General features: G+C 34.4%; 8 protein-coding genes. 6 read left to right on the forward strand and 2 right to left on the reverse strand.

What is annotated here, in order from left to right; all coding sequences use genetic code 11:
• Positions 1 to 4: 4 nt before the first annotated feature.
• A complete protein-coding gene (locus ROY99_08630; GenBank protein MDT3696447.1) occupies positions 5 to 2,281 on the forward strand; it encodes a beta-N-acetylhexosaminidase in 2,277 nt (758 codons plus the stop codon).
• Between the two features lie 98 nt (positions 2,282 to 2,379).
• Positions 2,380 to 3,036 (forward strand): NAD(P)H-binding protein, encoded by a 657-nt coding sequence (locus ROY99_08635; protein ID MDT3696448.1) that lies wholly within the window; start codon positions 2,380 to 2,382, stop codon positions 3,034 to 3,036.
• A gap of 125 nt (positions 3,037 to 3,161) precedes the next feature.
• On the opposite strand, the gene typA is transcribed toward ROY99_08635, so the two are convergent.
• Together typA and ROY99_08645 are read right to left on the reverse strand one after the other, a co-directional pair.
• The gene (typA, locus tag ROY99_08640) at positions 3,162 to 4,973 is read right to left on the reverse strand and encodes a translational GTPase TypA (protein ID MDT3696449.1); all 1,812 of its coding nucleotides are present in this window, start codon (positions 4,971 to 4,973) and stop codon (positions 3,162 to 3,164) included.
• A gap of 76 nt (positions 4,974 to 5,049) precedes the next feature.
• Positions 5,050 to 6,078: a zinc-binding dehydrogenase gene (locus ROY99_08645; GenBank protein MDT3696450.1), complete on the reverse strand. Its 1,029-nt coding sequence runs from the start codon at positions 6,076 to 6,078 to the stop codon at positions 5,050 to 5,052.
• 180 nt (positions 6,079 to 6,258) lie between these two features.
• On the opposite strand from ROY99_08645, the gene ROY99_08650 reads away from it, so the two are divergent.
• The 4 genes from ROY99_08650 to ROY99_08665 all read left to right on the forward strand — a co-directional run bounded on the left by ROY99_08650 (position 6,259) and on the right by ROY99_08665 (position 13,755).
• Positions 6,259 to 8,202, forward strand: a complete 1,944-nt coding sequence (locus tag ROY99_08650; GenBank protein ID MDT3696451.1) for a sulfatase-like hydrolase/transferase — start codon at positions 6,259 to 6,261, stop codon at positions 8,200 to 8,202.
• A gap of 106 nt (positions 8,203 to 8,308) precedes the next feature.
• On the forward strand, positions 8,309 to 10,141 hold the full coding sequence (gene ftcD, locus ROY99_08655; GenBank protein MDT3696452.1) for a glutamate formimidoyltransferase: 1,833 nt from the start codon (positions 8,309 to 8,311) through the stop codon (positions 10,139 to 10,141).
• Positions 10,142 to 10,444: 303 nt separating this feature from the next.
• Positions 10,445 to 12,334: an acetate--CoA ligase gene (acs, locus tag ROY99_08660; GenBank protein MDT3696453.1), complete on the forward strand. Its 1,890-nt coding sequence runs from the start codon at positions 10,445 to 10,447 to the stop codon at positions 12,332 to 12,334.
• Positions 12,335 to 12,564: 230 nt separating this feature from the next.
• Complete coding sequence (locus ROY99_08665; GenBank protein MDT3696454.1) at positions 12,565 to 13,755, forward strand: hypothetical protein; 1,191 nt, start codon at positions 12,565 to 12,567, stop codon at positions 13,753 to 13,755.
• Positions 13,756 to 13,764 lie beyond the last annotated feature (9 nt).

Consider the following 13,764-nt stretch of genomic DNA (forward strand, 5'->3'; position numbering starts at 1 on the left):
GAATATGAAAATTTTATTTATAACTGTATTGGCAGTATTTGTATCGGGAGTAAATCATTGGACATTTTCACAGATGACAGACAACAATATAAATCTGATTCCAAATCCCAAAAGTATTGTAATTAATGAAGGCTCATTTACTCTGAGTAGTAAAACAAAAATTTGTTTTGATCAATATTCAAAAAGAGTTGCTGATTATTTGGCAGAGGTTATCAATCCGGTTACCGGATTTAATATAAAACCTGAAATCTGGAATGGTATGATGGAAACAAATTCAATCATACTTTCATTAAAAAGTAAAACGAATGAATATGGTAAAGAAGGATATACACTTGTAATAAATCCATTTAATGTTCTGATTGAAGCAAACGAGCTGAACGGATTGTTTTATGGCGTTCAAACATTACGACAGCTTTTTGATCCTTATATAAACTCACCAGTAAGAGTAGAAGGTATTGAGTGGAATTTACCAGCAGTGGTAGTTTTTGATAAACCGGAATTTGAATGGCGCGGATTAAATCTTGATTGCTGCAGACATTTTATGGAGAAAGATTTTATAAAAAGATATATAGACCTTCTGGCTTATCATAAGTTTAACACTTTACACTGGCATCTTACAGAAGATCAGGCATGGAGGATTGAAATTAAAAAATATCCTGAGTTAACAAAGAAAGGTGCTTACCGAAGTTATGAAGATGGCACTGTTTACGGCGGTTACTATACACAGGCAGATATAAAAGAAATTGTTGAATATGCTGCCAGCAGATTTATAAATGTTGTTCCTGAAATCGAAATGCCCGGACATTCACTTGCCGCACTGTCCTGCTATCCGGAAATTTCCTGCACAGGCGGACCATTTGATGTCGGAACTCTTTGGGGAATTTATCCTGATATTTATTGTGCCGGTAATGAAAAAACATTTCAGTTTTTGGAAGATGTGATAAGTGAAGTAGTTGAATTATTTCCCGGTAAATATATTCATGTTGGCGGTGATGAAGCACCGAAAACAAGATGGCAAAACTGTCCGAAATGTCAGCAAAGAATTAAGGATGAAAACTTAAAAGATGAAAATGAATTACAAAGTTATTTTGTAAAGCGTATGGAAAAGTTTATCAACTCAAAAGGGAAAAAGATTGTTGGATGGGATGAAATATTGGAAGGAGGGCTTGCACCGGCAGCAACTGTTCAATCCTGGCGCGGTCTTAAAGGCGCAATTGAAGCCGCTAAGATGGGACACGATGTAATTGTTTCGCCAACAACACACTGTTATTTTGATTATCCGGTTGAAACTACTGATTTACAAAAGGCGTATTCTTTTGATCCGGTTCCGCCTGAATTGAGTTTTGATGAGCGGAAACATGTTCTTGGCAGCGAAGGATTGATGTGGACAGAATATGCACCACAGGAATTAGTTGATGACCGGTTATTTCCGAGAATGTTAGCTCTTAGCGAGATAATATGGAACTATCCGCAGGAAAGAGATTTTGAATCCTTCAGACAAAGAGTCCAGAATCATTATAAAAGATTAGACTTACTTGGTGTTAACTACGGTTTGGAAGCAAAGCCCTTTGATATTACTAAAACTTTTAATCCTTCAAAAAAAGTTTATGATATTAAAGTAACTCAATTACAAAAAGATATTGACCTTAAAATCGGTTCATTCGTCAGCGAACTAATGATAAATAAAATTTCGGATAACGAATATCAATTTGAAATAGATAGATCAAATCTGGTAAATATCTTTTTACAAAAAGGTGAAAAGAAGGTTGGTAAAACTTATGCTTTTGGGATTTCTTTTAATAAAGCCAACAGAAAACCTGTTAAACTTTCTTATCCTTACAGCGAAAAATATTCTGCAGGCGGAATCGAAGCTTTAACAGATGGTATCAGAGGTTCAGATAGTTTTAGAGGCGGCGATAATACCTGGCAGGGTTATTATGGAACTGATTTTGAAGCAATAGTTGATTTAGAAAAGCCGTTCACTTTTAATCAAATATCGCTTGGAATATTTCAAGCCTCTTCTTCATTGGTAGTATTTCCTTTGTATGTTGAGTTCTATACTTCAGTTGATGGATATGAATATAAGAATGCCGGGAAGGTAGAAATCCCTTCTACATTAAAAAATCCGGATTGGATTCAAAAAGATTTTAGTGTTCAGTTAAATGATACTTATGCAAGATATATTAAAATCTTTGCAAAGAATTATGAACAATTACCAAAATGGCATCCGGTTGCACATGGAAAACCCTGGCTAATGATTGATGAGATAATAGTTGAGTAGCTTACTTGCTGCTTTAATAAAAAAATAATTGAATTTTAATTACTGCTGGTTTCTTAGCTGTTACCGGTAATTGAAAATTTTATAAAAGATTATGGGAAATGAAAACCGCAATTGTAATCGGTGCAACAGGTTTGGTCGGAAGTTTTATTACACTGCAGCTTCTTGATGATGAGCGATATGAAAAAGTTAAAGTATTTGTTCGCAATCGCCTGGGAATAAAGCATACAAAACTTGAAGAGAATATTGTGAACTTTGATTTATTGAAAGACTGGAAAGTAAAAGTATCGGGTGATGAGCTTTTTTCTGCACTTGGAACAACAATTAAAAAAGCAGGAAGCAAAGAAACACAATATAAAATAGACTTTACTTATCAATTTGAAACTGCCAAAGCCGCACTTGAAAACGGAGTTAAATCATTTTTTCTGGTTTCATCACTTGGTGCAAATTATAAATCAAGTAATTTTTATCTGCGATTAAAAGGCAGCCTTGATGAAAAAGTTCAGCAATTTGATTTTGAAAAAATTAGGATTTTCAGACCTTCAATATTAGTTGGATTAAGAAGTGAAAAGAGAGTTGGAGAAGCAATTGGAATAAAAGCAGCAGAAATTGTTACTTCAGTTATTCCAGTATTAAAAAAATACAAACCAATAAAAGCCTCTGTTGTAGCTGCGGCAATGATTGAAACTGCAAATTCAAATACGCCAGAAAGAGTAATAATTTATAATTCAGATAAAATAACTGAGTTAGTAAAGTGATTACCTAAATTACGATACCCCATCTTTGTCCGGAAAGAAAATATTAATAGTTTTTTAACTTGTTACATTTTGGTTTTGCAACCAGCAACAATGAAGAATAATTTTAACCAGGTTATTATACATAATCACTTATTGAGTTTGCCGAGATTAAATCTCTTTCTTTCATTCGTATCAAGATAGAGTTTTCTTAAACGGATTGATTTGGGAGTAACCTCCACCATTTCATCATCATCTACATATTCAAGAGCTTCTTCAAGCGAGAACTTAACTGCGGGGGTTATCTTGATTGCTTTATCAGCGCCCGAAGCTCGCATATTTGTAAGCTTTTTACCTCGCTGAATATTTACTTCGATATCGTTTTCTTTGGTATGCTCGCCTATGATTTGACCTTTGTAAACAACATCTCCCGGGTCTATAAAAAATTTTCCACGATCCTGTAAACTGTCAATAGCATAAGCGGTAGAAGGACCTTCATCCATAGAAATAATTACACCATTTTTTGAACCGTTAATAGAACCTTTGAAAAATTCATACTGATAAAAACGATGATGCATTACTGCTTCACCCTGTGTAGCATTTAAAACTTTTGTCCTCAATCCCATAATTCCGCGGGAAGGAATATGAAAATGAATCTTAGACATATTACCTTTCTTTTCCATCTTCATAAGTTCGCCGCGCCGCTGACCGACAAGTTCAATTACTTTACCCGAAAGTTCCTCCGGCACATCTACTACCAATACTTCAATTGGTTCTGCTTTTTTCCCGTCAATTTCTTTGTATATCACTTTTGGTTCGCGGATCTGGAGTTCAAAACCTTCGCGCCGCATATTTTCAACAAGTACCGAAAGGTGAAGAATTCCTCTGCCTGATACTTTAAAAGAATCAGGTGAACTTGTTTCCTGAACTTTGAGGGCAACATTATGTTCAAGCTCCTTAAATAATCTTTCTCTGATCTGACGTGATGTTACGGATTTTCCTTCGCGTCCATAAAACGGTGAATTGTTTACGGTAAATGTCATACTTATTGTTGGTTCATCAATAGAAATATTGGGCAGTGGTTCAGGATTTTCGGAATCAGTGATAGTATCACCGATATCCACATCATCAATTCCGACAATTGCGCAAATATCACCGCAAAAAACTTCCTCGGTTTCTGCTCTCTGCAGTCCTTCAAAAACCAATAACTGCTTTATCGAAACAGGATGAACAATTCCGCTGCGTTTAATGATAGAAAGTTTATCAGAATCTTTAAGCTTACCTCTGAATACTCTGCCTATTCCAATTCTTCCGACATAATCATTATAGTCCAAAGTTGTAATCTGCATTTGAACGCTGCCTTTTTTAATTATCGGAGCGGGGACATCTTTAATAATTGAATCGAGCAATGGAATTAAATTTTCACGTTTATCATTTAAATTTCTTATCGCCCAGCCGTTTCTTCCGCTTGCATAAATAACAGGAAAATCCAATTGCTCATCATTTGCGTCAAGATCAATAAACAAATCGTATATCTCATTAAGCACTTCTACAGGGCGGTTATCTGTCCGGTCTATTTTATTTATTACCACAATAGGTTTAAGGTTTAGAGAAAGTGCTTTTTCAAGCACAAATCTTGTCTGCGGCATTGGTCCTTCAAATGAATCAACTAAAAGTAAAACACCGTCAGCCATTTTAAGAACCCGTTCAACTTCTCCGCCGAAATCGGCATGTCCCGGTGTATCAATTACATTAATTTTATAATCTTTATAAGTAATGCTTATATTTTTTGCAAGTATGGTAATTCCTCTTTCGCGTTCGAGGTCATTTGAATCGAGGAATCTTTCCCTTACTATCTGATTTGATCTGAAGATTGAACATTGTTTTAATATCTGATCTACAAGTGTGGTCTTTCCATGATCAACGTGAGCAATGATTGCTATGTTTCTGATTTTTTTCATCGTTTTAAAATAGTGATTAAAAATTAAGGTGCTAATTTAATTAAGCGGGACTGAAAGCAGAAAATATTTTTATACTTTATTTTTCATCATTAATGTTTATCACAACTTTGCCAACTGTCTGCCTTGATTGAAATTTTCTTATGGCATCAATCAGATTGCTAAAATTAAACCGCTCTCCAATTACTGGTTTAGCTAAGGATAAATTTTGAATTTCAGATAAATATTTTTTCAGAATTTCAGCTTTACTCCATAAATAGATAAGATTAAAACCCATCACACTTTTATTACTGTCAGTAAGCTTTAGCGGATCAATTTTAGGACGCATAAAATATTTGCCAATAACTTTCAGGTAATTGGGTGAAAAACTTCCGGTTGAAAAATGTGCTGCACCATAAACAATTACTCTTCCGCCTGCACTTACTTGCTTAAAACTTTGTGAAAAAATCTTACCGCCAATGCTCTCAAGAACAAGATCAAGATTTCTGTTATTAATACTTTCTTTCAGTTGTTGACTGAAATTACTATTGCGGACTATAACTTTGTCGTAGCCTTCTTTTATCAGTAAGTCAGTTTTGTTCGAATTACCTACAGTGCCGATTGTAAAAGCATTAAACTTCTTTGCAATTCTGTTAGCATAAATTCCTACTCCGCCGGCAGCCGAATTAATCAACACTGTCGAATCAGTCTGGATATTTCCTAAAATAACAAGAGAGTAATAAGCTGTTAAAGAATGAACTATAAATGAAGCTCCTTCTTCAAAGCTCCAGTTTGAAGGTAACGGAGTTACATAGTTCTTATTAATATTAAGATGTGTTGCGTATGCACCAAATCTGATTACACCCATTATCTTATCACCAGGTTCAAATTCAGTAACATCTTTACCTTTATTAATTATTATACCCGAATACTCTAAACCCGGGATAAAACTTCCTTTTGGAGTTGCAGAATACAGACCTTGAATAGCAAATACGTCGGCAAAATTTAAACCAATAGCTTTAACTTCAACAGTAACTTCGTCCGGTGCAGGTTGTGAAAGGGTTTCAGTTAATAATTTCAGATTTTTGAGTGAACCAGAACTATCAATCCGGTAAACTGATCTTTCCATAGAATTTCTTATTTTAATTGCGAGTAAAATTTTAAAATTATTTAACCGATTAAATCATTGGGAAGTCAGGTTTTTCAGAAGAATAACATCAGTTAATAATTAAATATTCAATACAAATATAAAAAGTATGCTTAATGTTAGAAAGCATTTCCATTTTCTGCATTTAAGATTGGTTTGGTAATGACATTTAAATTAAAGCTTAACAGACAAGTAAAATTAACACTTATAATAGTTTTCTCTCTGTTGTTATTATATTTTTTAATAAGAACCGGTTTTTTGATTTATAATTATAACAGGTTTAGTCAGTTTTCGGCAAGTGAAATATTCTCAGCTTTCCTGATTGGATTAAGATTCGATATCAGCTCAATCTTTTTTATTAATATCTTCCCCTTAGTTCTGTTAAATCTGCCGGGTAAAATTTTTAGAAATAAATATTATGAAGGAACAATTTTTACTATACTCGTCGCAGCTAATCTTTTAATGATTATTATATCGTTTTCAGACTATGGTTATTATAATATAACGGAGCGCCGTTTAAGTTATGAATTGTATTTTATGATTTCGGATATAATAAGCATTTTGCCCGGACTTATTATTTCCCATTACATTATTTCAATTATAATTTTGTTAACTGCTGCGGCAATCATTTACTTTAGCAGTAAGTTTATTAAATCATTTCATATAAAGCATCCGCGGAAATCTACATTTGTTAAAGAATTATTATTCCTGATAGTCCTGATAATCTGTTCAATTATTGCAATAAGAGGCGGATTACAATTAAAGCCTTTAAGGCAGGCAAATGCGTTTCCAAATGAAAATCTGGAACTTGGATATCTTGCACTTAATACATCATATACTGTTATCAGAAGTTATTTTCAGAATAATATTAAAGTTATAGAGAATCTTGATTACGATGATGCATTAACAACAGTACGAAAAATGATATCAACTGACAAAGATAAATTTATTGATGACGGATTTCCGTTTTTAAGGATTACCGAAGCTGATTCAGGAATAAACAAAATGAATGTTGTAATATTCATAATGGAAAGTTGGTCTGCTAATTTTTGCGGAAGTATAACTGGTAAAAATTCTTTTACACCTTTTTTTGACAGCCTTGCTGAACACTCAATTTTGTTTACCAGCTTTTTTGCAAACGGTCAAAGATCAATAGAAAGTGTTCCTTCAATTACAGCTTCAATTCCTTCATTGTTTGATATTTCAATAATCGGATCAAGAGCCGAGTTAAATAATATTAAAGGATTAGGATCAATACTAAAGAGAGAAGGATATACCACATCATTTCATCATGGAGCAAAAAGCGGTTCGATGGGTTTTGATGGATTTACAAAACTTGCCGGATTTGATAATTATTTTGGGAAAGAAGATATGAGTGAATATGATGATGATGATACTGATGGAATGTGGGGCATTTGTGATGAGCCGTTCTTTATTGAATCTGCTAAAAATATAGATAAGTTTAATCAGCCTTTTTGTTCTGTTATCTTTTCACTTTCATCACACGATCCGTTCAGAATCCCTGATAAGAGAAAATCTTTGTTTGAAAAGTACAGCGGTGAAACAGAGCTTGAAAGGTCAATAAGATATTCGGATTTCAGCCTGCAGAAATTTTTTGAATATGTAAAAACAAAAAGCTGGTTCGATAATACTGTCTTTTTAATAACCGCTGATCATACTTTATATAATACCCGAAAAGATTTTGAATCTACTTTTCATATTCCGTTACTCATCTTTAATCCAAAAAATTCAACAGGAACAAAATATGATAAACCTGCTTCGCAGATAGATATAGTTCCATCGTTGATTGATATGCTTAATATTACAACAAAACATTCGTCAATGGGCAAATCAATTTTTGATACGGAAAAGCGGTTTGTTGTTTTTAAGTTTCATAGCGAATATACTATTCTTACAGATCAATACAGATTAGGGAATACTTTGGAAAAAGCTCCAACTTTATACTTTAATAATGATTCCTCTAATATTGATCTTTCTGAGGATAAACCGGAAATAGTTTCTGAGCTTAATAAAAAACTATTAGCATATTTACAGCTTGTGTCTTATTCCGTAGCTCACAACAAAATATTCATTCCGGATAGATAAAATCAGATATTAAATACTTTAATTATCTTTACGGCACTGATTTAATTTCTGTTTAATTAAATTACATTTACGGTATTTAACAAAGCAAAATAGTTAAAGGATAAATATGAATGATCAAATAATTGAATGTGTTCCAAACTTTTCTGAAGGACAGCGTCCTGAGATCATCAAACAAATTACTGATGAAATTGAGAAGGTTGAAGGGGTAAAACTGCTTGATGTTGATCCCGGCTACGATATGAACCGGACTGTTGTAACATTTATCGGCAATGCAAAGGGTGTAAAAGAAGCCGCATTTAATGCAATTAAAAAAGCTTCTGAACTTATTGATATGAGCAAACATAAGGGTTCACATCCAAGAATGGGTGCTACAGATGTCTGCCCGTTTGTTCCGGTAAGCGGAATAACGACAGAAGAGTGTATCGAACTTTCCAACGAAGTTGCAAAAAGAGTTGGACAGGAGTTAAATATACCTGTTTATCTTTATGAAAAATCAGCCGTTAAGCCTGAAAGAGAAAATCTTGCTAAGATAAGACAAGGAGAGTATGAAGCACTCGAAGAGAAATTAAAAAAACCGGAATGGAAACCTGATTATGGACCCTCTGAATTTAATGCAAAAGCCGGCGCAACAGTAATGGGCGTGCGTGAGTTTTTAATTGCATATAATATTAATCTGAACACACGTGAAGAAAAATATGCTTCTGATATTGCTTTTGAACTCAGAGAGAAGGGAAGAAGTGCAAGAGAGGGAAGCAAAGGTCCGTTTTATTTTAAAAGTGAGAAAATATTAAAATATGAAAAAGATAAATATCCTTGCGGCAGTTGCGATTTTACAGGAAAAACAATTTCTGAAACTGTTAAACATTGTAAAGATTCACATAATTATGATCTGACTGAACTGCTGGAATTAAATGGAATTGATCCATCCAAACCCGAAGGACAATCCGTTAAAATTCCAGGCTTGTTTAAACATTGTAAAGCAATTGGCTGGATGGTTAATAAATTTGATCGCGCACAGATATCAATAAATCTAACAAATTATAAAATTACTTCTATGCATGATGTTTTTGATGCAACAGAAAAACTTGCTGCCGATAGAGGTTTACGTGTAACAGGAAGTGAGATAGTTGGGATGGTTCCTTATCCGGCTTTACTTGAAACCGGTAAATATTATTTAAGAAAACAACATCGCTCAATCGGTGTTCCGGTAAAAGATATTCTTAATACCGCAGTTCAATCTCTTGGATTAAATGATGTATCGGAGTTTAATATTGAAGAAAGAGTATTGGGGCTGCCTGAAAATCCTGATACAGCTTTAGTTGAAATGAAACTGACTGATTTTGTTGATGAGGTCTCGAGAGAAACCCCTGCCCCCGGAGGTGGTTCTGTTGCTGCATTAGCAGGTGCACTTGGCGCTGCATTATCTTCAATGGTGGCTAATCTTACAGCAAACAAACGCGGCAGCAGTGTCGAAACAGATAAGATTCTTAACGGAGCGGCGGATAAGTGTCAGGAAATTAAAAATGCTTTAGTCAAAGCTGTAGATGATGATACAAATGCTTACAATGATTTTATTATTGCAAAGCGTTTACCGAATAAAACTTCTGAAGAAAAAAAATTGCGTGAAGAAGCAATGCAGAATGGATTGAAACATGCAGTGCTTGTTCCATTACAAACTGCACAGTTAAGTTATCAGATAATCGAAATTGCAGAAGAAGTTGCAAAGCATGGAAACCCAAGTTCTATTACTGATGTTGGAGTTGGTGCACAAAGTGCTTTTACCGGAGTGTTTGGCGGTGTTTATAATGTACTTACAAATCTTAAAGATATTAAGGATGATAAGTTTAATGCTGATATGAGAAATACTTGTAATGAACTGAAAATGCAGGCTAAGGAAAGATTAAATAAAGTACTGGAGCTTGTGGAAAGCCATCTTTAAATTATTTCTTAATAATATTGACAAGGTTTGAATTAACTTTACACTTTTACAAAGCAGAGTTGAGATATATTTTTTACTAACAAATCATTGAATGGTATTTCTTAACTCTGCAATAAGTGGATGAGAATTGAGTAAGCGTTATTATCAGGCTAAACACAGTTGAAGTCTGACAAAATATTTACTTCTAAAACATAATCTTATTTATCTGCGGGCAAAAACAACTCAAATTATTATTGATTCTAATCTAAACTACTTTTAATTTCCTTTCAGATTTTTTCCACAAACTAAAATTCAGGAGTTTATATGTCTGATAGGAAATTAAGCGGTGAAGTCTTTTATCCAAGTAAAGAAGTTCTTGATCGTACACAAGTACAATGCGAAAGTATTTATCAATCTGCTGAAAAAGATTCATTGTCATTTTGGGAAAATGAAGCAAATAAGCTTCATTGGTTCAGGAAATGGGATAAAGTTCTCGATGATTCAAAAAAACCTTTCTTCAAATGGTTTATTAACGGAAAGACAAACATCGCTTATAATTGCCTGGATGTTCACTGCGAAACTTACAGACGTAATAAAGTTGCTTTAGTGTGGGAAGGAGAAAACGGTGACTTTAGATCCTTGTCTTACTTTGCTTTAAGAAGAGAAACCTGCCGCTTTGCAAATGTACTTAGAAGTCTTGGTGTTAAAAAAGGTGACAGGGTTACGATTTATATGGGCAGAGTTCCTGAAATTGTAACTGCTATGCTTGCCTGTGCACGAATCGGTGCTATTCATTCGGTTGTTTACGGAGGCTTTTCTGTAGAATCACTGCACGAAAGATTAGAAGACAGCCAGTCAAAAGTTTTGATAGTAGCTGATGGAGCTTATCAAAGAGGCAAAATTGTTGAGTTAAAAAAGATTGCCGATGAAGCTTTGCAGCGGGCAGCAACAGTTGAAAGTGTTCTGGTTATTAAAAGAACTGGTCACGAAATCAATATGGAGTTTGGCAGGGATTTTTGGTATCACGATTTAATGTCCTCTCCGATAGCCGGAAACTCCTGTGATATTGAAATAATGGATTCAGAAGATCCTCTTTACTTACTTTATACTTCAGGAACTACCGGAAAGCCTAAAGCGATTATGCATACTCATGGCGGTTATATGGTTGGAACATATTCAACAACAAAATATGTTTTTGACCTGAGTGATGAAGATAGATTCTGGTGTGCTGCTGATCCCGGTTGGGTAACAGGGCACAGTTATATTGTTTACGGTCCTTTGTTAAACGGGGCAACTTGTTTTATGTATGAAGGAGCACCGAACTTTCCTAATCCCGGCAGATGGTGGAGTATGATTGAAAAATACGGAATCAATATACTATATGCCGCTCCTACTGCTATCAGAGGATTTATGAGATACGGTGATGCATGGGTTAAACGATACAATCTTTCATCTTTAAGACTACTTGGAAGCGTTGGCGAACCGATTAACCCTGAAGCCTGGAGATGGTATCACAAAGTAGTTGGCGGAGAAAGATGTCCGATTATGGATACCTGGTGGCAAACTGAAACAGGAGTTGTTATGATTTCTCCATTACCCTGCACGCCTTTAAAACCCGGATCAGGAACAAAACCTTTTCCCGGAATTCAGGTAGATATTCTTGATGAAAAAGGTATGCGTACCGATGATGATGAAGAAGGTTATTTGGTTATTAAAAATCCATGGCCCTCAATGTTAAGAACTATCTGGAACGATCCTGAAAGGTACATACAGCAATACTGGAGCCGCTTCCCGGGTATGTATCTTACAGGCGATTCTGCAAGGCGGGATGTAGATGGATATTATTGGATTATCGGAAGAGTTGACGATGTAATTAAAGTTTCAGGATATCGTTTAGGAACTGCAGAAATTGAAAGTGCGCTTGTTAGTCATCAGGCAGTTGCCGAAGCTGCTGCAATTGGATTGCCCCATAGTGTTAAAGGGCATGCTATACATTGCTATGTTCTGTTAAAAGCAGGGTTTGAAAAATCTGATAAGCTTATTGAAGAACTAAGACAGCACGTTGGTCACGAAGTTGGTCCAATTGCAAAACCTGAAAGCATCGAAATTGTTGATTCGCTTCCTAAAACAAGAAGCGGAAAAATTATGCGAAGAGTACTTAAAGCAAAAGCACTTGGAATTGATCCGGGAAATTTATCTACGCTGGAAGAATAAACATTGAACACTGATTAGCTAATTGAAAATTAAAAATAAGAATAGATAAGAGTTAGAAATAAAGTAGAAATCATTAAGTGTAATTTAAAGATCAAAAGTACAACAAAACCGAAAAAAGAACTATGTTAAATTAAAAGAATTATTTTTTTCAAATTATTAAAATATTATCTATTAATACTTTAATAAAAATTATTTAGTTAATTTTCGTAAACAATAAAATGGAGTTAAAAATGAAAAACCTTTTTTTTAAAAGCATTTTTTCTTTATTTGCCCTTACTTTGTTTATTAGTATTCCTGGTTATGCACAACTTGGACAATGGAACGGATCTCAGACAATCTACAATTTCATTTATCGAATGGGACCAGTCGGGATTAACAATGTTAAACCAATTGAGATGCTTGAAGTCGATGGTAGAATTCGGCTTTCTGATTCACACGAGGACCCCAAGCCTGGGACTATTCGTTTTTACTCAGCTAATTCTGATTTTGAAGGATACAATGGCAGTAGCTGGAAGTCTATGACTTCTAAATGGACTTTATCGGGTAACAATATTATTAATAATAATAGTGGATACGTTCAATTAGGATTGACAAGTAAGCTTGGAATTGGAAAGACACCAAATTCTAAATTGGAGATTTATACTGAGAATGCTGCTAATAGTTGGACAGAAGGGTTGCAGCTTACTTCAAAATACTATAGTGAATCTACCCCCAGTAATTATGAGACTTATATGATTCAGCGTATGGACGGATTTTATATTAAATCTCACGGGGGTTATAATTTTATGAGTGGTGATGGTAATACAAATTTTGTGCGTATCAGCAATACAGGAAATGTTGGAGTTGGTATTGCAAATCCTACTCAGAAACTTCACTTGAACGGAAAGATTTTTATTGAATATACAGGGATTGCAGATGATATTTTTAAGATTAGTGAATACAATGAATTAGGAATAAAAGAAAATGGCCCATCAAAACAAGGATATTTAGCCCTATATAACAAAGATCTTGAAATTGTGCCTCCTGTTTTATCAAAAAACTTAGTGTTAAATGCAGGCGGGACATCTTATATACTAGGTGGGTTGGCACTGGGGAAAACAACGATCAGTTCAGGATATAAGTTTGATGTAAACGGTAAGATCAGAGCAAATGAAATAGTTGTAAACTCAACAGGTGCTGATTTTGTTTTTGAAGCTGATTACAATTTAAAATCTTTGGAAGAGGTTGAATATTACATAAAAGAAAATAAACATCTTCCCGGTATTCCATCAGCAAAAGAAGTTGAAGAGAACGGAGTTAGTCTTGGAGAAATGCAGACAAAACTGCTGCAGAAGATTGAGGAGCTAACGTTGTATGTGATAGAATTGAAAAAGGAGAATGACATTCTTAATACAAAAGTCAATGGATTAGATAAAAGGTAAATCATAAAA

It is taken from the genome of Ignavibacterium sp. (assembly GCA_032027145.1).
In the GTDB taxonomy this organism is placed as follows: Bacteria; Bacteroidota; Ignavibacteria; order Ignavibacteriales; family Ignavibacteriaceae; genus IGN3.